The sequence below is a fragment of the Bacillus sp. FSL M8-0071 genome, assembly GCF_037975455.1.
Lineage (GTDB): Bacteria > Bacillota > Bacilli > Bacillales > Bacillaceae > Bacillus > Bacillus subtilis.
In genome coordinates this window covers 2,631,202-2,651,766 of record NZ_CP150256.1, presented here as the reverse complement: position 1 = coordinate 2,651,766, position 20,565 = coordinate 2,631,202, and the positions used below count along the sequence as shown (strand labels likewise).

Below are 20,565 nucleotides of genomic sequence, written 5' to 3'. Positions count from 1 at the left end.
AATACAATCAAAAAGGTGTGCAAATCATGAAATATCATCCAAAAATGGGACGTGCATTTCACGACGGTGAAGCGAATCTGCATTACAGCGATCACGCAGATCCCGATACGACTGGTTATCTTACGGAAACAGCATCTGAATTTGGTCTTATGTCCAAAGAAGCAGCGCTGAGGAAAAACAACCGGAATAAAGCTTGACAGAGAACCCCAATCCCATTATTATAATAGAAATTGAGTACATAGCAAATGATGAAAGATTTGAACCAATAATGGAGAAGAGTAGGTCAGATTGCATGATTAGAGAGGAACCCGCCCCAGGCTGAAAGCGGATCCCATTGCGTCTTTCTCGAAACAACACTCCGGAGGTTTCCTGCTGAACGCGTGAATAACGCCATTAGGCAGTGAACGTGAACCTGCGTTAAAGGATCGAGCGGGAATATGAACGTATTCCAACTAGGGTGGCACCACGGGTATAACTCTCGTCCCTACTATCATGTATAGTAGGGGCGGGAGTTTTTTTCATTTTCATCATTAACGATCATTGGATATTTTATAAGGAATACATAAGGAGGTCTACCTATGGGATATAACATTCCGAGAGGAACACAGGATATTCTGCCTGGAGAATCAGATCGCTGGCAGTTTGTTGAACAAATTATGAGAGACACTTGCCGCACTTATCAATATAAAGAAATCCGCACACCGATTTTTGAGCATACAGAACTGTTTGCCAGAGGCGTCGGAGAATCAACGGATATCGTACAAAAAGAAATGTATACCTTCGAGGACCGCAAAGGCAGAAGCCTGACGCTTCGTCCGGAGGGAACAGCTGCTGCGGTTCGCGCTTTTAATGAAAACAAGCTGTTCGCAAATCCTGTACAGCCGACAAAGCTTTATTATGTCGGGCCGATGTTCCGTTATGAACGTCCTCAGACGGGCCGTTACCGCCAGTTTTATCAGTTTGGAATTGAAGCGATTGGTTCGAAAGACCCTGCAATCGACGCTGAAGTAATGGCGCTTGCGATGAGTATTTATGAAAAAGCAGGTTTAGAAAACGTTAAGCTTGTCATAAACAGTCTCGGCGATCAAGATAGCCGCAAAAGCTACAGAGAAGCGCTCGTGAAACACTTCGAGCCTCGCATCGAAGAATTTTGTTCAGACTGCCAGTCCCGGCTGCACACGAACCCGCTTAGAATTTTGGACTGCAAAAAAGACCGTGATCATGAGCTGATGAAATCGGCACCTTCGATTTTGACATATTTAAATGAAGAATCAGCCGCTTATTTTGAAAAAGTGAAACAATACTTAAATGATCTTGGCATTTCGTATGAAATCGATCCGAACCTTGTGAGAGGGCTGGATTATTACAACCACACCGCATTTGAAATTATGAGCAATGCGGAGGGCTTTGGCGCGATTACGACACTTGCCGGCGGCGGACGCTACGACGGGCTTGTCGAACAGATCGGCGGACCTGAAGCACCGGGCATCGGATTTGCGATGAGCATCGAACGCTTGCTTGCCGCAATTGATGCTGAAAAAAGAGAGCTGCCTGTTGATAAGGGAATCGACTGCTATATCGTCACACTCGGCGAAAAAGCAAAGGATTATTCTGTTTCATTGGTGTACAAACTGAGAGAAGCAGGCATTTCCAGTGAAATCGATTATGAAAATAAGAAAATGAAAGGCCAGTTTAAAACAGCTGATCGCTTAAAGGCCAGATTTATTGCGATTTTGGGTGAAGATGAGCTTGCCCAAAACAAAATCAATGTAAAGGATGCACAGACGGGCGAACAGATTGAAGTGGCACTTGATGAATTTATACATGTGATGAAGGCAAACCAAAAGGGATAAGGAGTGAAACGCATTGTTTGGAAGAACATATTATTGCGGTGATATAACTGAAAAAGCAATTGGCGAATCTGTAACGCTGAAAGGCTGGGTCCAAAAAAGACGAGACCTCGGCGGATTGATTTTTATTGACTTGCGTGACCGTACGGGCATTGTTCAAGTCGTTTTTAACCCTGATGTGTCAAAAGAAGCGCTTGCTATTGCGGAAGGCATCAGAAATGAATACGTGCTTGATATTCAAGGAAAAGTGGTGGCGCGTGAAGAGGGAACAGTTAATCCGAATTTGAAAACAGGCGCGATCGAAATACATGCTGATGGAGTGAACGTATTAAATGCTGCAAAGACACCTCCATTTGCGATTTCTGATCAAGCTGAAGAAGTGTCAGAGGACGTTCGTTTAAAACACCGTTACTTAGATTTGCGCAGACCGGCTATGTTCCAGACGATGCAGCTGCGCCATAACGTGACGAAAGCTGTTCGCAGCTTTTTAGATGAAAATGGGTTTCTTGATATTGAAACGCCGATTTTAACAGGAAGCACGCCTGAAGGCGCACGTGACTACTTGGTGCCGAGCCGTGTGCACGAAGGTGAGTTCTACGCGCTGCCGCAGTCTCCGCAGCTATTTAAACAGCTTCTGATGGTATCAGGCATTGAACGATATTATCAAATTGCCCGCTGTTTCCGCGATGAAGACTTGCGTGCGGACCGTCAGCCTGAGTTTACGCAAATTGATATTGAAATGTCCTTTATGAGCCAGGAAGACATTATGTCATTGGCTGAGGAGATGATGGCAAAGGTTATGCGTGAAACAAAAGGTGAGGAACTTCAGCTTCCTCTTCCTCGAATGACGTATGACGAAGCAATGAACAAGTACGGGTCTGATAAACCGGATACGCGTTTTGATATGCTTTTGACGGATGTGTCTGACATTGTAAAGGATACGGAATTTAAAGTGTTCTCATCAGCTGTAGCAAACGGCGGCGTGGTCAAAGCCATCAATGTAAAAGGCGGTGCCGGCGATTACTCCAGAAAAGACATCGACGCTCTTGGCGCTTTTGCTGCAAACTACGGGGCAAAAGGGCTTGCCTGGGTGAAGGTTGAGGCAGACGGAGTGAAAGGCCCGATCGCTAAATTCTTTGATGAAGAAAAGCAGTCTAAGCTGATTGAAGCACTTGATGCTGCTGAAGGTGATTTGCTGCTGTTCGGAGCGGATCAATTCGAAGTTGTGGCCGCATCACTCGGCGCCCTGCGCTTAAAGCTTGGGAAAGAACGCGGACTGATTGACGAAAAATTGTTCAATTTCTTATGGGTCATCGACTGGCCGCTATTAGAGCATGATCCGGAAGAAGGCCGTTTTTACGCAGCGCACCATCCGTTCACAATGCCTGTCCGAGAAGACCTTGAGCTGATTGAAACAGCGCCTGAAGACATGAAAGCGCAAGCTTATGACCTCGTCTTAAACGGCTATGAGCTTGGCGGCGGTTCAATCCGTATTTTCGAAAAGGATATTCAGGAAAAAATGTTTGCGCTTCTCGGCTTCTCACCAGAAGAAGCGGCTGAACAGTTCGGATTCCTGCTGGAAGCATTTGAATACGGCGCTCCTCCGCACGGCGGAATCGCACTCGGCTTAGACCGTCTCGTTATGCTTCTCGCAGGACGTACGAACCTGAGAGATACGATTGCATTCCCGAAAACGGCAAGTGCAAGCTGCCTGATGACAGAGGCGCCTGGAGAAGTAAGCGACGCTCAGCTTGACGAGCTTCATCTTTCTATCAAGAAAAAAGTTAAGAACTGAATGTGCAGTTGGATTCTTGAAAATCAAAATCGTCTGTGATATGATTTTGACAAGTTAAATAAAGTCCTGATGTGTTAGTTGTACACCTAGTTTTGACCGAACATTTTTTTGATTTGGGAGCCCGCATTTTTAAATGGCGTACATGCCTCTTTTCATTCGGTAAAGAGGACTTACAAGATTTAAAAGAGGGCACCCACCTGCTGAGAGCGGGTTCAAAACAAAGGAAAGCTGCAACGGCACTATTGGGACTTTATTTTTTGTGCGCAGAAAAAACGGCTGCTCATGGATCAGCCATTTTATAGATGAAACCAGAATACGAATGTGGAGTGAGGTTCTTGTTACACCAGTTTTCACGCAATGAATTAGCTATCGGAAAAGAAGGCCTTGAAACGCTGAAAAACAGCACAGTTGCTGTGCTTGGAGTCGGGGGGGTCGGGTCGTTCGCCGCGGAAGCTCTCGCGCGGTCAGGCGTCGGCCGCATTCTGCTTGTCGACAAAGATGATGTCGACATTACAAATGTAAACCGTCAGCTTCACGCGTTGCTTTCAACTGTCGGACAGCCGAAAGTTGATTTAATGAAGGCGCGGATCGCAGACATTAACCCGGAGTGTGAAGTAATCTCGTTAAAAATGTTCTATACGGAGGAAACGTATGAGCAGTTTTTTGACTATGATCTTGACTATGTCATTGATGCGTCAGACACCATTTGTTATAAAATTCATTTAATGAAGGAATGTCTAAAACGGGATATTCCGCTCATCTCCAGCATGGGTGCAGCAAATAAAACGGATCCGACACGCTTCCAAATCGCTGATATCTCAAAAACGCACACTGATCCAATTGCGAAGGTCGTTCGTACGAAATTACGCAAAGAGGGGATCAAAAAAGGCGTTCAAGTGATTTTCTCTGATGAAAGCCCGATTGTCATTCGGGAAGATGTCAGAAAAGAAGTGGGAAATGACGAAGCGAAAATCCGTAAAGCAAAAATGCCGCCTTCCTCTAATGCTTTTGTGCCGTCAGTTGCAGGTTTGATTATGGGCGGACATGTTGTCATGGATCTTTTGAAAGACATTGAAATCAAACGTGTGAAGGATAAATAATGCATAAAAACAGCCTTGATGATCAAGGCTGTTTTTTTGTTTTATTTTCTTTTCATTAATTTATCGTACACCTGCTTTAAGGCAGATTCGAACTTTCCAGTCTGTTTCGGCTTATAGTATTGCTTATTTTTCAGAGGATCAGGGAGGTATTGTTGTTCGACCCAACCGTTGTCGTAATTGTGCGGGTATTTATAGTCGATTCCTCTTCCTAATTCCTGAGCTCCTTTATAATGCGCGTCTTTTAAATGCTTCGGGACATCCCCAATTTTTCCGGCTCTGATATCTGCCAGGGCCTCATCGATTGCCAGAATGGCAGAGTTTGATTTCGGTGAGAGGCAAAGCTCAATAACTGCGTTGGCCAGCGGGATTCGCGCTTCAGGAAACCCGACTCGCTCAGCGGTCTGAATAGCGTTCAGCACTCTAGGGCCGGCTTGCGGGCTTGCTAAACCGATATCCTCATAGGCGATAACAAGCAATCGTCTTGCGATGCTCTCCAGATCACCGGCTTCAATTAATCTAGCCAAATAGTGAAGAGCAGCGTTGGCATCAGAGCCGCGGATTGATTTTTGAAAAGCGGACAGTACATCATAATGCGCGTCACCATCTTTATCGTGAGAAAAGCTTTTTTTCTGCAAGCATTCTTCCGCGGTTTCTAATGTAATGTGAATTTCACCGTCTGCTGACTCCTTCGTTGACAACACGGCAAGCTCAAGCGCATTTAAAGCGGAGCGGACATCTCCTCCGCATCCGTGGGCAAAATGCTCCATCGCCTGATCATCAATGGATACAGAATAGGTGCCAAGGCCCCGATGCTCATCATGGAGCGCACGTTCCAGTGCCTGTTTAATCAGTTCAGGTGTTAACGGTTCAAGCTCAAAAATCTGGGTCCGGCTTCTGATCGCCGGATTAATGGCATGATACGGGTTAGCCGTCGTTGCTCCGATCAAAATGATCATTCCGTTTTCTAAATAGGGTAATAGAAAATCCTGTTTTCCTTTATCCAGCCTGTGGACTTCATCCAGAATCAAAATCACTTGGCCGGACATCTTGGCTTCCTGAGCTACGATTTCCATATCTTTTTTATTGTTAATGACAGCATTCAGCTTTCGAAAAGCAATACTTGTTGAACCGGCGATTGCTGTTGCGATTGATGTTTTTCCAATTCCGGGCGGCCCGTACAAAATCATGGATGACAAATGTTTTGCCTGGACCATTCTGCCAATAATTTTATCTTCAGCCACCAGATGCTGCTGGCCGATAATATCCTCTATTTTTGTCGGACGCATCCGATATGCCAATGGCTTCATCTATCATCTCTCCTTACTTAATTACAGGGTAACGGAAAACCGTACATTAGAAAAGGGTAAAGGCCCCTTTCCTTCTGCCTCAATGAAAATTCGCTGAAGGTATGTTATAATAACAGTTGGTCTATAAGATAATAAACGGACGAAACATATAGAAATTACCATTATAAATGTGGAAAATCATGAAATAACAGAGGTGTTCATGTTGAAAATATCAACTAAGGGAAGATACGGGCTCACCATTATGATCGAGCTTGCAAAAAAGCACGGTGAAGGCCCGACTTCATTAAAAAGCATCGCACAGACGAATAATTTGTCCGAGCATTATTTGGAGCAGCTGGTATCGCCGCTCAGAAATGCCGGTTTAGTGAAAAGCATCAGAGGCGCATATGGCGGATATGTATTAGGCAGTGAGCCGGATGCCATTACTGCGGGAGATATTATCCGTGTGCTTGAGGGGCCGATCAGCCCTGTTGAAGTGCTGGAAGATGAGGAGCCTGCCAAGCGTGAGCTCTGGATTCGCATCCGGGATGCTGTAAAAGAGGTTTTAGACAGTACAACATTAGAGGATCTTGCCAGCTATACAGACGGAGAGCAAGAAGCTTATATGTTCTATATTTAGATCAGAGGTGTAAACATAATGGAACGGATTTATTTAGATCATGCCGCAACGTCTCCGATGGATGAGCGCGTGCTGGAAAAAATGATACCGCACTTCTCCGGCAGTTTCGGTAATCCCTCCAGTATTCATTCATTTGGCAGAGAATCTCGAAAATGGGTGGATGAAGCAAGAGCGCAAATCGCAGCAGAAATCGGAGCGGCAGAGCAGGAGATCATTTTTACAAGCGGGGGAACGGAAGCTGATAACTTGGCGATCATGGGAACCGCACTTGCAAGAAAAGATCTTGGCAGACATATCATCACAACAAAAATTGAGCATCACGCCGTGCTTCACACATGTGAAAAACTTGAGGGAGACGGATTTGACATAACGTATCTGGACGTTGACCAAAATGGAAGAGTCAGTGCAAAACAGGTGAAAGAAGCACTGCGTGATGATACAATCCTTGTGACAGTGATGTATGGAAATAATGAAGTCGGAACAGTGCAGCCGATCGAAGAAATCGGTGAGCTGTTAAAGGAACACAAAGCTTATTTTCATACCGATGCTGTTCAGGCATTCGGGTTGCTGCCAATTGATGTGAAAAACAGCCATATTGACCTTCTGTCTGTTTCCGGGCACAAGCTCAACGGGCCAAAAGGGACAGGCTTTTTATATGCTAGTAAAGATGTGAAGCTTTCACCCCTTTTATTCGGAGGAGAGCAAGAAAGAAAACGCCGTGCCGGAACGGAAAATGTTCCAGGCATTGTCGGGCTGAAAGAAGCGATCAAGCTGTCAAGTGAAGAACGTGACGAAAAAAACGAGAAGTATCAATCGTTTAAAGCAATCTTTGCCGACACGCTTAGAGATGCAGGTGTGGCATTCGAGGTCAACGGGGACAAAGAGCATAGTCTGCCGCATGTTCTGAATCTTTATTTCCCCGGTGTGTCAGTGGAAGCGCTGCTGGTTAATCTTGATATGGCTGGTGTCGCTGTCTCCAGCGGTTCAGCGTGCACGGCCGGTTCAGTCCTGCCGTCACATGTTCTGACTGCTATGTTCGGCGAAGAGAGTGACCGGCTGACGTCCTCTATTCGAATCAGCTTCGGCCTCGGCAATACGGCTGAGCAAGTGAAAACTGCTGCCAAACATGTGGCCGACGTTGTCAAACGGCTGACATAATAAGGCGGCGTAGTAATTGGAGTGAATGAAATGGAAAAACGGCCGGAGGATACAAGAGTCGTCGTCGGCATGTCCGGCGGAGTAGACTCATCTGTGGCGGCCCTGCTGTTAAAAGAACAGGGCTATGATGTAATCGGAATCTTTATGAAAAACTGGGATGATACGGACGAAAACGGTTTTTGCACGGCGACAGAGGATTATGAAGATGTGATCCGCGTCTGCAACCAAATCGGAATTCCGTATTATGCCGTAAACTTTGAAAAGCAATATTATGAGAAGGTATTTCAATACTTCCTTGATGAATATAAAGCAGGCAGAACACCAAACCCGGATGTATTGTGCAACAAAGAAATTAAATTCAAGGCCTTTTTGGAGCATGCATTGTCACTTGGCGCCGACTATTTAGCGACTGGCCACTATGCAAGAGTAGACAGAAGCGGCGGAAAAGTCAGAATGCTGCGCGGCATTGATGAAAACAAGGATCAAACGTACTTCCTGAATCAGCTGACAGAAGATACGCTGAGCAAAGTCATGTTCCCGATCGGCGAACTTCAAAAAAGCCGTGTGCGTGAAATTGCCAAAGAAGCAGAACTTGCAACAGCGACGAAAAAAGACAGTACAGGCATCTGCTTTATCGGCGAACGCAACTTCAAAACGTTTCTCAGCCAATATCTCCCTGCACAGCCGGGCGATATGATGACGATGGACGGCGAAGTAAAAGGCCGCCACGACGGGTTGATGTACTATACGATCGGACAGCGTCACGGCCTTGGCATCGGCGGAAGCGGCGAGCCGTGGTTTGCGGTAGGCAAAGATCTTGAAAAGAACATCCTCTACGTAGATCAAGGGTTCCATAACCCGCTTTTATATTCCGACAAAATCACAGCAACAAATATCAGCTGGGTACGTTCGGATATCATGAAGGGCGAAGAGATTTCCTGCACGGCTAAATTCCGTTACCGCCAAGAGGATCATAAAGTAACAGTGCGCATGACTGGCGAAGGTGAAGCGGAAGTCATCTTTGATGAACAAGTCCGCGCTGTAACGCCGGGACAAGCCGTTGTCTTCTATGACGGCGAAGAATGCCTTGGCGGCGGGACAATTGATGATGTGTACAAAGACGGAACAAAATTGTGGTACGTATAAAAGATGAAAAACCTCAACACTGAGTTGGGGTTTTTTAATGAAAGGAAGATGATCGGTGGATTATAATCAACTCGGTATAGAGGCGATGCAGGAAGGCGATTACGAGAAAGCGGCAGAGGCATTTACAAAAGCGATTGAAGAAAATAAAGAAGACGCGATTCCGTATATCAATTTTGCCAACCTGCTTTCATCCGTAAACGAGCTGGAACGTGCGCTTGCGTTTTATGATAAAGCGCTTGAATTAGACAATAGCGCAGCCACTGCTTATTATGGAGCAGGAAATGTCTATGTTGTAAAAGAAATGTACAAAGAAGCGAAAGACATGTTTGAAAAAGCGCTTCGTGCGGGGATGGAAAACGGCGACCTGTTTTACATGCTCGGAACGGTGCTTGTCAAGCTCGAACAGCCTAAGCTTGCACTGCCATATTTACAAAGAGCAGTCGAACTGAATGAAAACGATACGGAAGCGCGTTTTCAATTCGGGATGTGCTTAGCCAACGAGGGCATGCTGGACGAAGCGCTCAGCCAATTCGCAGCTGTGACAGAGCAAGACCCGGGGCATGCAGATGCATTTTATAATGCCGGTGTCGCTTATGCTTATAAAGAAAACCGAGAAAAAGCGCTGGAAATGCTGGACAAGGCAATCGATATCCAGCCAGATCATATGCTTGCGCTTCATGCTAAAAAACTGATTGATCCATCATAACAGGCACAGGAGGAGGGACAGCTCGTGCAGCAGCATCCGGATCAGCTTAAACTGGAGGAAGAGCCCTATTTAAAAGGGACAGTCAACACAGTCATCTATCATAATGACACCAATTTATATACGGTTCTGAAAGTGAAAGTCACAGAGACCTCCGAAGCCATTGAAGATAAAGCCGTATCCGTGACGGGCTACTTCCCTGCGCTTCAAGAAGAAGAGACCTACACGTTTTACGGAAAGATCGTAACCCATCCAAAATTCGGGCTCCAATTTCAGGCGGAGCATTTCAAAAAGGAGATTCCAACGACTAAGGAAGGCATCATTCAATATTTATCGAGTGATTTATTCGAGGGGATCGGCAAAAAAACAGCTGAAGAAATTGTGAAAAAGCTGGGCGACAGCGCCATTAATAAAATATTGGCTGATGCTTCAGTGCTTTATGATGTTCCCAGACTCTCAAAAAAGAAAGCAGACACGCTGGCTGGCGCATTGCAGCGGCATCAGGGACTGGAGCAAATCATGATTTCCTTGAATCAGTTTGGCTTTGGCCCGCAGCTGTCTATGAAAATCTATCAAGCCTATGAATCCGAGACGCTTGAAAAGATTCAGGAAAATCCTTATCAGCTTGTGAAGGATGTAGAAGGCATCGGGTTTGGAAAAGCGGATGAGCTGGGCAGCAGAATGGGTCTTTCGGGTAATCATCCTGAGCGGGTAAAAGCTGCTATTTTGTACACGCTTGAAACGACTTGTCTGTCAGAGGGGCACACGTACATAGAAACGGAACAGCTGATCATCGACACTCAATCACTGTTAAACCAGTCAGCAAGGGAAGGGCAGCGCATTACAGAAATGGATGCCGCTAACGCAATTATTGCCCTTGGAGAAAATAAAGACATTGTCATAGAAGATGGCCGCTGTTATTTTCCTTCGCTGTTTTACGCAGAACAAAACGTTGCAAAGCGTGTGAAACATATCGCTAGCCAAACCGAATATGAGAACCAGTTTCCCGAATCAGAGTTTTTGCTCGCGTTGGGAGAACTGGAAGAACGGATGAACGTTCAGTATGCCCCCAGCCAGAAGGAAGCGATTCAAAAAGCCCTTTCCTCGCCGATGCTTCTTTTAACAGGCGGCCCGGGAACAGGAAAAACGACGGTAATCAGAGGGATTGTCGAGCTCTACGGAGAGCTTCACGGTGTGTCGCTAGACCCGTCAGCTTATAAAAAGGATGAAGCTTTTCCGATTGTTTTGGCCGCTCCGACAGGGAGAGCAGCAAAACGGATGAGTGAATCAACGGGACTTCCTGCAGTCACGATACACAGGCTGCTTGGCTGGAACGGTGCTGAAGGCTTTACTCATACAGAGGATCAGCCGATCGAAGGGAAGCTGTTAATTATCGATGAAGCCAGTATGCTTGATATATGGCTGGCGAATCATTTGTTCAAGGCGATCCCTGATCATATACAAATCATCATTGTCGGAGACGAAGACCAGCTGCCTTCCGTCGGTCCGGGACAAGTGCTCAGAGACCTGCTGGCATCCCAGGTGATTCCGACTGTGAGACTGACAGACATCTATCGTCAGGCGGAGGGGTCATCAATCGTCGAGCTTGCCCACCAGATGAAAAATGGATTGCTGCCGAACAATTTGACTGCCCCGACAAAGGACCGTTCCTTTATTCGCTGCGGCGGGTCGCAAATCAAAGAAGTAGTTGAGAAGGTTGTCGCCAATGCATTGAAAAAAGGCTATACAGCAAAGGACATTCAGGTCCTCGCTCCGATGTACAGAGGAAAAGCCGGCATTAATGAATTGAATGTGATGCTGCAGGACATTTTAAATCCTCCTAAAGAAAAACGGAGAGAATTGAAGTTCGGGGATGTTGTCTACAGAACCGGAGATAAAATTTTGCAGCTTGTCAATCAGCCGGAAAACAATGTGTTCAACGGAGATATTGGCGAAATCACGTCGATATTTTATGCAAAGGAAAATACAGAAAAAGAAGACATGGCCGTCGTTTCTTTTGACGGCAATGAAATGACATTTACGAAAAAAGATTTTAATCAATTTACCCATGCGTATTGCTGTTCTATTCATAAATCGCAGGGAAGTGAATTTCCGATTGTGGTTTTGCCTGTTGTGAAAGGCTATTATAGAATGCTCAGAAGAAACCTTCTTTATACCGCGATTACAAGAGCGAAGAAATTTCTCATTTTATGCGGGGAAGAGGAGGCGCTGGAGTGGGGCGTGAAAAATAATGATGCAACTGTCAGACAGACCTCCTTGAAAAACAGGCTGTCCGTACAGGTTGAGGAAATGGATGCCGAGCTTGAAGCTTTGCAAAAAGAGCTCCCGTTCAGCGTACACGACGCCAACATTGGCATGGAAGGCATTACACCATTCGATTTTATGAAAGAAGAACAGCAATAAAATGCTCCCGTGCAAGCGGGAGTTTTTTTCATTTGCAGTGGAATTGATTTCATCGTATGAGTCTAAGGCGCAAAGCAAAACCTAAGCCTGTTCAACAAAAGGTGGTTGATCACACTTTGAGAACATGCCATGAAGTAGAAGGATTCCCAGTATACTCAGAACGAACTTCTTGTTATCTCGGGGCAATTTCCGATATTTGTTTTTCTCTGAAAGGAGATTGTCTTGGGTTTATTCTTGCACAAAAACGCTTTTTGCATCATCATCATGCGCTATTACGGGCGTGTGATATCTCTTCCATTCTTGATGACCGCATATTGGCTTCGGTCAGTTCAGAACAGCTTTTGCCTCTTCCGAAATCATGCTTCACATACGAGCAGATGAAGATGAAGCTTGTGAAATCGCAAGAGGGCGATATATTGGGGATGCTGGAAGATGTATACTTTTGTTTGGACAGGGGCATAATCGTAGCATATGAACTCTCGGACGGTTTCTTTTCTGACCTGGCGGGAAGCAAGCGCCAGATCCAAAGAGCGGATTCGCTTGTCGAGGTGCGGAAAGACGAGATCGTTCTGAACGGATAGAGGTGTGAGGTATGCTTATATGCCCGAATTGCAAAAGTAAGGATATCGGCAAAATCGGCGTGAACCAATATTATTGCTGGGGCTGTTTTATTGAACTGACAGTGGCGAAAGGGAAGATTGCAACTCATCAGGTGGAAGAAGACGGAACGTTAAGCAGCTTGGATGATTTGTTTTCTGAGGATGAACGCAGCATCAATTTTTAATCATGAAAGGAGATGCGCAGGATGAATCGGACGATGACTTCTCTTTTGGCAATGGGAGCCGGAGCTCTCGTGTACCGAATGGCGACTCAATCTGACATGCTGAATAATCGAAGCATGAAGCGGATGAGAAGAAGAATTACGAAAATGTTTTAATGTAAAAAGGATACTCTCCAAAGAGTATCCTTTTCTATGTTTGCCGGACCTCGAGGCGTCTTGCTGCGAGTGAAAGGCTGTAGTTGACTGCGAAATACATAAGGGCCGCAAGTAAAAAGATCGGGAAAAAATAACTGCCGTCTGCGCTTTGGCCGTTAATAATTTGCGCGTTGTGAATCAGTTCAGGCAGGGCGATCACAACAGCGAGCGATGTATCTTTTAATAAAGAAATAAACTGGCTTACGATGGGCGGAACCATGCGGCGAAGCGCTTGCGGCATGACGATAAAGAACAGGGTCTGTGTATAGCTCAGCCCGGAGGAGCGCGCCGCTTCAATTTGTCCTTTGTCAATTGATTTCAGTCCGCTTCGGATAATTTCAGATAGCATAGCGGATTCAAAAATCGTTAGTGCTGTAATTGCAGCAGCTGTAATTTCAAGCTTAATCCCAATTTCCGGAAGGGCAAAAAACGTAAAGAAAATAATTAACAGCAAGGGGAGGTTTCTGATCGTTTCAACGAGAACTGCAATCAATTGAGAAAGAACGGGAACTTTCGCATAACGCAGGGTGCCTGCGATTAAACCGAAGAAAAAGCTCAGAATGATGGAGATGTAAGCAACGTACAAGGTGACGAGAAAGCCATCCCATAAAAACGCTAAATGCTCCTGTGAATAAGCACCAATGAAATCCAATGTAACTCACTCCTTATCAATAGCTTTTTTCCAGCCGTTTTTCCAGATAGTTAACACCGATGCTAAGCGGAATCGTCAGCACTAAGTAAAAAAGCGCCACAAAAATATAAACATCAAATACAACGAGTGTGCTCGACGAAACTAAATCGGCTTGGTACATAAGATCCAATCCGGCCACAACCCCAAGAATCGAAGAGTTTTTGACTAAGTTTAAAAATTGATTGCCTAAAGGCGGAATGACGATTTTGATTGCCTGCGGCAAAATGATATGGAGCATGGCTTGGCTGTAGGTAAAGCCTGACGAGCGTGCCGCTTCCATCTGCCCTTTTGAAACAGACTGGATGCCTGCTCTGATGGCTTCAGCGATAAACGCAGAGGTATAAATGGTGAGAGCAACCGTTCCCGCTTGAAAACCGTCAAGCCTCAGGCCTGCGTTTGGAAGTCCGAAATAGAAAACAAAGGTAATTAAAAGAAGAGGGATGTTGCGGATGAATTCTACATAGGCGGTCCCGAGCCATTGCAGCGGCTTAAAGACTGTTATTCTCATAACCGCTACAGCAACGCCGAGGACAAAACTGCCGACCAGCGCGATAACACTTGCGAGCAAGGTATGGTAAAAACCGTCCATATACATGCCGAAGTTATCGAAAAGAATTGACACATTCATCTGCCTATTCACTCCTTATCAAATTGGGATGAGCATCGCCTGCTCATCCCGGGATGGTTGTTATTCAGCTGGGTCTTCTTTGATCCATTTTTTATAAATTTCATCGTATCTGCCATCCGACTTCATCTTTTTAAGTGAAGCGTTGATTTCTTTCGCGAGAGCAGATTGCCCTTTTTTCACGGCGATCCCGTAAGGCTCATCTGTAAAAGGCTTTCCTGTTAATTGATAATTTTTATTTTCATCAGCCATTCCATATAAAATCGCATTATCTGTGGTGAGGGCATCGCCTTGCCCCGATTTAAGGGCTGTAAAGGCTTCTGCGTAGTTTTCAAATTCTAAAACAGAGGCTTCAGGCGCCTTTTCACGAATGTTTTGAGAGGAGGTGGAGCCTTTTACTGCAAGAACTTTTGAGCCTTTGCCAAGATTCTCGACACTCTTGATTTTGCTGCCTTTTTTCACGAGAAGCGATTGCCCGGCCTCGAAATAGACATCAGAAAAGTCAACTTCCTTTTTTCGTTCTTCAGTGATCGTCATTGTGGCGACAATGGCGTCGATATCCCCGTTTTGCAGCATAGGAATCCTTGTTTTTGAGGTGACCTCTTTAAATTCAGCTTTTTTCTCATCACCTAAAATGTCTTTAGCGATTTGTTTGGCAATATCAATATCAAAACCCTCAATCTCACCTGAGCTTGGATTTTTAAGACCGAACAGTCGAGTGTCCGTTTTTACGCCGAAGACAATTTTGTCATTGTCTTTAATGGCGGCTAGCGTATCTTTTTTGCTCTCCTTTGAGGCTTCTCCGTTTGATCCCTTGCTGCCGCAAGCGGCAAGCAAGATGACAGCGAATAAAGAAATCAATGCTAAAGAAAAAATCTTTTTCATACAAGCTCCCCCATTTCTGTTTTAATGATTTAAAATACGGCTTAAGAATAAGCGGGCCCGTTCTTCCTTCGGGTTCGCGTAAAATTCAGCCGGCACTGCTTCTTCTAAAATTTTTCCTTCGTCAATGAAGACAATCCGGTCGGCAACTTCTTTGGCAAACCCCATTTCGTGTGTCACGACAACCATTGTCATGCCTTCTTTGGCGAGTGTTTTCATGACATCTAGCACCTCACCGATCATTTCAGGATCAAGTGCTGATGTCGGCTCGTCAAACAGCATGACCTCCGGCTTCATCGCCAGTCCTCTTGCGATGGCAACACGCTGCTGCTGCCCGCCGGAAAGCTGGGAAGGATAGGCGTCAGCCTTGTCTGGGATGCCGACTTTTTCAAGATAGTACCGCGCCGTTTCCTTTGCTTGTTCAGGTGATTGTCTAAGCACTTTTACCGGAGCCAGCATGATGTTCTGCAGCACTGTTTTATGCGGATATAAATGAAAGTGCTGAAACACCATCCCGATATTTTGCCGCACTTGATTGATATCAGTTTTTCTGTCGTTAATGGCGGTGCCGTTTACTGTAAGCACTCCCTCATTGATCGACTCAAGTCTGTTGATGCATCTGAGCAATGTGCTTTTACCGGAACCGGATGGGCCGATGATAACAACGACTTCACCTTTTTCGATTTGAAGATTAATTTGTTTTAACACGTGAAAATCTCCGTAATGCTTGTTTACATTTTGAAATGTGATCATCGCAATCCTCCTATCAGAAAATTTGACCAAAAAGTAAATGATCAAACTATTCTGAAAATTAAAAGTGAAAAAATGTCCATGACTTCTGACTGACTAAAGAAACATAAAGAATAATTCCTTGTAAACCTCAAAAGATATAGGTGAGGTGAAAGCAGATGCTCCAAAAACCGGTGCAGCTTTTGTTGTGGGTGGCTATTTGTTTGCTGGTTCTGTTAACAGTCTATGTCTTTTTTATGCTTGATATGTTATGGTCACCCTTTTGGCTCGTCATAAAAACGATCTTTATTCCCTTGATCATTTCTATTTTTATATCTTATTTATTGCTTCCGGTCACAGAATGGCTGCATGGCAAAGGATTGCCTAGGACTTTGAGCATCTTGGTCATTTATGTTCTTTTTTTTGGCGGGATTGGCTGGGCGTTGTATAAAGGGGTGCCTGTTTTAATCGTGCAGCTGACGGATCTGTCAGAAAATATACCCATGTTTGCCGAAACGTATAACGGGCTTCTTCTTCATGTGCATAACCATACGGATGACTGGCCTGATGGTATGCATCACCGTATAGATAAAATGATCCGCCAGACGGAGGCGTTTTTTGCGGGAACGATCGAGGGTGCGATCAGCGGGATCCGCAATGTGCTTGATTACTTCTTAATTGCTGCAACAATCCCTTTTCTCGTGTTTTATATGGTGAAGGACATTGAGTTAATGAAAAAGACAGTATGGTACTTGACTCCGAAGTCGTGGAGAAAGCGGGGCAGCGCCTTTTTGCGGGATGTGGATGATTCGCTTGGCGATTATATCCGCGGCCAGCTTTTGGTCTGCTTGATTCTTGGCGTGATTGCAGGCATTTCGTTCTGGGTATTTGGGCTTCCATATCCGCTGATACTTGGCCTTATCTCTGGAGTAACGAATGTCATCCCGTATTTTGGCCCTTTCATCGGAGCTGTTCCTGCGTTGTTAATTGCGATGACGATCTCAGTCAAGGCGGTTCTTGTTGTGGTGATTACGGTGTTTATTCTGCAGTTTATGGAAGGAAATATCCTCAGTCCGTTCATTGTCGGCAGAAGCCTTAAAATGCATCCGGTCGTTATCATGCTTGCACTCCTTGCCGGAGGGGAGCTTGCGGGAATCGTCGGGATGATTCTGGCTGTTCCTGCGACGGCTGTTTTAAAAGTAATGATGATCCATTTTTTGCGGATGAGGACGGAGCATTGACATCGGCGTGCCGCTTGTCTATAATTTCTCGTAGAATACATACGAATCTCGAGTGACGGATCTGAGTACGCCGAAGCCCTGTTAAAGAGAGAAGCTCCATAAGCTGAAAGGAGCTTTATCAGAAGATCGGAGGAAGCTAATCCTGAGTGCAGTTAATCACTGCCGCTTATCCTGCGTTACAGGGTTAAAGGTGACGGGCGAATGAATGCCCGTAATCAGGGTGGTACCGCGAGACAGCTCTCGTCCCTGTGTAAACGTTGGTTTGCATAGGGGGAGGGCTTTTTTGCTGTCACTGAAGAGAATTTCGATTTTTATAGAGGAGGAAATACAATGAAACACTTAACTTCTGCGGAAGTGCGTCAAATGTTTTTGGATTTCTTTAAAGAAAAAGGACATGCGGTAGAGCCAAGCGCGTCATTAGTGCCTCATGAGGATCCTTCACTGCTTTGGATCAACAGCGGTGTTGCGACGCTGAAAAAATATTTTGACGGCCGTGTCGTGCCGGAAAATCCAAGAATCGTAAACGCTCAAAAAGCGATCAGAACAAACGATATAGAAAATGTAGGTAAAACTGCGCGCCATCACACTTTCTTTGAAATGCTCGGAAACTTTTCCATCGGCGATTATTTCAAAGAAGAAGCCATTACATGGGCTTGGGAGTTTTTAACGAGCGACAAGTGGATTGGCTTCGACAAAGAGCTTCTCTCTGTTACGGTTCATCCTGAAGATGAAGAGGCATATGAGTTTTGGGCGAAAAAAATCGGTATTCCTGAAGAAAGAATTATCCGTCTGGAAGGGAACTTCTGGGATATCGGTGAAGGGCCGAGCGGACCGAATACGGAAATCTTTTACGACCGCGGTGAAGCATACGGTAATGATCCAGAAGATCCGGAGCTTTACCCAGGCGGGGAAAACGACCGTTACCTGGAAGTATGGAACCTTGTGTTCTCAGAGTTCAACCATAACCCTGACGGCACGTACACACCGCTTCCAAAGAAAAATATTGATACAGGCATGGGTCTTGAAAGAATGGTATCTGTCATCCAGAATGTTCCGACAAACTTTGACACCGATTTGTTTATTCCGATCATCAAAGCAACAGAATCGATTTCTGGTGAAACATATGGCAAAGACAATGTGAAAGACACTGCGTTTAAAGTGATTGCTGACCATATCAGAACGGTTGCCTTTGCTGTCAGTGACGGTGCGCTGCCGTCAAATGAAGGCCGCGGCTATGTATTAAGACGCTTATTACGCCGTGCCGTGCGTTATGCCAAAACGATCAACATCCATCGTCCGTTCATGTTTGATTTAGTGCCGGTTGTCGCAGAAATCATGGCTGATTTCTATCCTGAAGTGAAAGAGAAAGCGGATTTCATCGCAAAAGTCATTAAAACCGAGGAAGAACGCTTCCATGAGACCCTTAATGAAGGGCTTGCGATCCTGTCAGAAATGATCAAAAAAGAAAAAGACAAGGGCAGCAGCGTTATCTCAGGTGCTGATGTGTTTAAACTGTATGATACGTATGGATTCCCGGTTGAATTAACTGAAGAATATGCAGAAGACGAGAACATGACGGTTGACCATGAGGGCTTTGAGGAGGAAATGAGCCAGCAGCGTGAACGGGCAAGAAACGCCCGCCAGGATGTCGGCAGCATGCAGGTGCAGGGCGGCGCACTGCGCGACGTGACAGATGAAAGCACATTTGTCGGCTACTCTCAAACCAAAGCTGATGCCAATATCATTGTGCTTCTTCGGGACGGCCAATTAATCGAAGAGGCTCATGAAGGAGAAAGCGTTCAAATCATTCTTGATGAAACACCGTTCTATGCAGAAAGCGGCGGCCAAATCGGCGATAAAGGCTATCTCCGAAGCGAGCAGGCAGTTGTAAGAATTAAAGATGTTCAAAAAGCGCCGAACGGCCAGCATGTGCATGAAGGTGTTGTGGAGAGCGGTACTGTTCAAAAAGGCCTGCATGTTACGGCTGAAGTTGAAGACCATATGAGAAGCGGCGTCATTAAAAACCACACGGCAACGCATTTATTGCATCAGGCTCTAAAAGATGTTCTTGGAACTCATGTCAATCAGGCGGGCTCTCTTGTAACGGAAAACCGTCTTCGTTTTGACTTCTCGCACTTTGGCCAAGTGACAAAAGAAGAGCTCGAACAAATTGAAAGAATCGTAAACGAAAAGATCTGGGCGAGCATCCCGGTCAGCATTGATTTGAAACCGATCGCTGAAGCAAAAGAAATGGGTGCGATGGCACTGTTCGGCGAAAAATATGGCGATATTGTCCGTGTCGTTCAAGTTGGAGATTACAGCTTAGAGCTGTGCGGCGGCTGCCATGTCAGAAATACAGCAGAAATCGGCTTGTTTAAAATCGTTTCTGAATCTGGAATCGGAGCAGGCACAAGACGGATTGAAGCTGTAACGGGACAAGGCGCTTACGTCGAAATGAACAGCCAGATTTCTGTATTGAAGCAGACCGCTGACGAGCTGAAAACAAATATCAAAGAAGTGCCGAAACGGGTCGCGGCTCTGCAGGCTGAACTGAAGGAAGCACAAAGAGAAAATGAATCTCTTCTTGCAAAACTAGGCAACGTGGAAGCAGGAGCAATCCTGTCGAAAGTAAAAGAAGTTGACGGCGTAAACGTGCTTGCGGCAAAAGTGAATGCAAAAGACATGAATCATCTCCGCACTATGGTCGATGAACTCAAAGCAAAGCTTGGCTCTGCGGTGATCGTGCTTGGTGCGGTACAAAACGATAAAGTTAATATCTCTGCCGGAGTCACAAAGGACCTCATTGAGAAAGGCCTTCACGCCGGCAAGCTGGTTAAACAAGCTGCGGAAGTTTGCGGCGGAGGCGGCGGAGGCCGTCCGGACATGGCGCAGGCAGGCGGCAAACAGCCGGAAAAATTAGAAGAAGCCTTGGCTTCTGTAGAAGATTGGGTGAAATCCGTTTTATAATTCGCCCATGTAGTGTAGAATGATGGTAAGATTAGGACCCCAGGCTGAACTTTGCCTGCGAATTTGGGAAAGAGGTGCAAAACGGTGAGCTCGTTTGATAAAACGATGAAATTTAATTTCTCCGATGATTCTGCTGAGACTAACGTAAATGAGGTGCTGATTACAGTGTATGACGCGCTTCAGGAAAAGGGCTACAATCCAATCAACCAGATTGTCGGATACTTGCTGTCAGGTGATCCCGCTTATATTCCTAGGCATCGTGACGCTCGCAATTTAATTCGCAAACTTGAAAGAGACGAATTAATCGAGGAATTGGTAAAGTCTTATTTAGAACAGCATAAAGAGGCGTAAA

General features: G+C 45.5%; 20 protein-coding genes, 1 other RNA gene and 1 other annotated feature. Of the genes, 16 read left to right on the top strand and 5 right to left on the bottom strand.

Translation table 11 applies throughout. The annotated features are described in order from the left end of the window. Positions 1-26: 26 nt before the first annotated feature. The 5 genes from MKX71_RS13705 (at position 27) to MKX71_RS13685 (ending at position 4,745) form a co-directional block, all read left to right on the top strand. A complete protein-coding gene (locus MKX71_RS13705; protein WP_004399157.1) occupies positions 27-197 on the top strand; it encodes a YrzK family protein in 171 nt (56 codons plus the stop codon). 59 nt (positions 198-256) lie between these two features. Continuing rightward, positions 257-489 (top strand) — a binding site (T-box leader). 89 nt (positions 490-578) lie between these two features. After that, positions 579-1,853: a histidine--tRNA ligase gene (hisS, locus tag MKX71_RS13700; protein ID WP_003229755.1), complete on the top strand. Its 1,275-nt coding sequence runs from the start codon at positions 579-581 to the stop codon at positions 1,851-1,853. A gap of 13 nt (positions 1,854-1,866) precedes the next feature. Next, positions 1,867-3,645: an aspartate--tRNA ligase gene (gene aspS / locus MKX71_RS13695; protein ID WP_003229758.1), complete on the top strand. Its 1,779-nt coding sequence runs from the start codon at positions 1,867-1,869 to the stop codon at positions 3,643-3,645. 60 nt (positions 3,646-3,705) lie between these two features. Continuing rightward, positions 3,706-3,898: non-coding RNA, 6S RNA (gene ssrS / locus MKX71_RS13690), on the top strand. Positions 3,899-3,980: 82 nt separating this feature from the next. Continuing rightward, entirely contained in the window at positions 3,981-4,745 is a 765-nt protein-coding gene (locus MKX71_RS13685) for a tRNA threonylcarbamoyladenosine dehydratase (RefSeq protein ID WP_014480428.1), read from the top strand. 41 nt (positions 4,746-4,786) lie between these two features. Here the strand turns inward: MKX71_RS13685 and MKX71_RS13680 are convergent, their stop codons facing one another. Then, complete coding sequence (locus MKX71_RS13680; RefSeq protein WP_004398500.1) at positions 4,787-6,052, bottom strand: replication-associated recombination protein A; 1,266 nt, start codon at positions 6,050-6,052, stop codon at positions 4,787-4,789. Positions 6,053-6,254: 202 nt separating this feature from the next. On the opposite strand from MKX71_RS13680, the gene cymR reads away from it, so the two are divergent. From cymR to MKX71_RS13640, 8 genes are all read left to right on the top strand, one after another. Continuing rightward, positions 6,255-6,671: a cysteine metabolism transcriptional regulator CymR gene (cymR, locus tag MKX71_RS13675; RefSeq protein ID WP_003225879.1), complete on the top strand. Its 417-nt coding sequence runs from the start codon at positions 6,255-6,257 to the stop codon at positions 6,669-6,671. Positions 6,672-6,689: 18 nt separating this feature from the next. Next, entirely contained in the window at positions 6,690-7,829 is a 1,140-nt protein-coding gene (locus MKX71_RS13670; protein ID WP_033882962.1) for a cysteine desulfurase family protein, read from the top strand. 30 nt (positions 7,830-7,859) lie between these two features. Beyond that, positions 7,860-8,975 carry a tRNA 2-thiouridine(34) synthase MnmA gene (mnmA, locus tag MKX71_RS13665; protein WP_004398509.1) on the top strand — a complete coding sequence of 372 codons (1,116 nt, stop codon included), beginning with the start codon at positions 7,860-7,862 and terminating at the stop codon, positions 8,973-8,975. Positions 8,976-9,060: 85 nt separating this feature from the next. Then, positions 9,061-9,681, top strand: a complete 621-nt coding sequence (locus MKX71_RS13660) for a tetratricopeptide repeat protein (protein WP_202926392.1) — start codon at positions 9,061-9,063, stop codon at positions 9,679-9,681. A gap of 24 nt (positions 9,682-9,705) precedes the next feature. Then, positions 9,706-12,102, top strand: coding sequence for an ATP-dependent RecD-like DNA helicase (locus MKX71_RS13655; protein ID WP_014477509.1), 2,397 nt, complete (start codon positions 9,706-9,708; stop codon positions 12,100-12,102). Positions 12,103-12,158: 56 nt separating this feature from the next. Next, positions 12,159-12,683, top strand: coding sequence for a PRC-barrel domain-containing protein (locus MKX71_RS13650; protein ID WP_072692710.1), 525 nt, complete (start codon positions 12,159-12,161; stop codon positions 12,681-12,683). An 11-nt stretch (positions 12,684-12,694) separates the two neighbouring features. After that, on the top strand, positions 12,695-12,886 hold the full coding sequence (locus tag MKX71_RS13645) for a hypothetical protein (RefSeq protein WP_003225893.1): 192 nt from the start codon (positions 12,695-12,697) through the stop codon (positions 12,884-12,886). A 21-nt stretch (positions 12,887-12,907) separates the two neighbouring features. Further along, positions 12,908-13,039 carry a YrzQ family protein gene (locus tag MKX71_RS13640; RefSeq protein ID WP_003229780.1) on the top strand — a complete coding sequence of 44 codons (132 nt, stop codon included), beginning with the start codon at positions 12,908-12,910 and terminating at the stop codon, positions 13,037-13,039. A gap of 34 nt (positions 13,040-13,073) precedes the next feature. Here MKX71_RS13640 and MKX71_RS13635 read toward each other — a convergent pair whose 3' ends face one another. Genes MKX71_RS13635 through MKX71_RS13620 form a run of 4 tightly spaced genes read right to left on the bottom strand, consistent with a single transcriptional unit; the run spans position 13,074 to position 16,029 of the window. Beyond that, complete coding sequence (locus MKX71_RS13635) at positions 13,074-13,730, bottom strand: amino acid ABC transporter permease (RefSeq protein ID WP_129138187.1); 657 nt, start codon at positions 13,728-13,730, stop codon at positions 13,074-13,076. Between the two features lie 16 nt (positions 13,731-13,746). Then, entirely contained in the window at positions 13,747-14,397 is a 651-nt protein-coding gene (locus MKX71_RS13630; RefSeq protein WP_160221711.1) for an amino acid ABC transporter permease, read from the bottom strand. Positions 14,398-14,457: 60 nt separating this feature from the next. Next, positions 14,458-15,279: a glutamine ABC transporter substrate-binding protein GlnH gene (gene glnH, locus MKX71_RS13625; protein ID WP_032722249.1), complete on the bottom strand. Its 822-nt coding sequence runs from the start codon at positions 15,277-15,279 to the stop codon at positions 14,458-14,460. A 21-nt stretch (positions 15,280-15,300) separates the two neighbouring features. Further along, positions 15,301-16,029, bottom strand: coding sequence for an amino acid ABC transporter ATP-binding protein (locus tag MKX71_RS13620; protein ID WP_003246180.1), 729 nt, complete (start codon positions 16,027-16,029; stop codon positions 15,301-15,303). 155 nt (positions 16,030-16,184) lie between these two features. Here MKX71_RS13620 and MKX71_RS13615 point away from each other — a divergent pair, with 155 nt between their 5' ends. The 3 genes from MKX71_RS13615 (at position 16,185) to MKX71_RS13605 (ending at position 20,564) form a co-directional block, all read left to right on the top strand. Further along, positions 16,185-17,246, top strand: a complete 1,062-nt coding sequence (locus MKX71_RS13615; RefSeq protein ID WP_009967889.1) for an AI-2E family transporter — start codon at positions 16,185-16,187, stop codon at positions 17,244-17,246. A 330-nt stretch (positions 17,247-17,576) separates the two neighbouring features. Further along, positions 17,577-20,213: an alanine--tRNA ligase gene (gene alaS, locus MKX71_RS13610; RefSeq protein ID WP_273796543.1), complete on the top strand. Its 2,637-nt coding sequence runs from the start codon at positions 17,577-17,579 to the stop codon at positions 20,211-20,213. 84 nt (positions 20,214-20,297) lie between these two features. After that, complete coding sequence (locus MKX71_RS13605; protein WP_003225903.1) at positions 20,298-20,564, top strand: IreB family regulatory phosphoprotein; 267 nt, start codon at positions 20,298-20,300, stop codon at positions 20,562-20,564. Position 20,565: the final 1 nt, after the last annotated feature.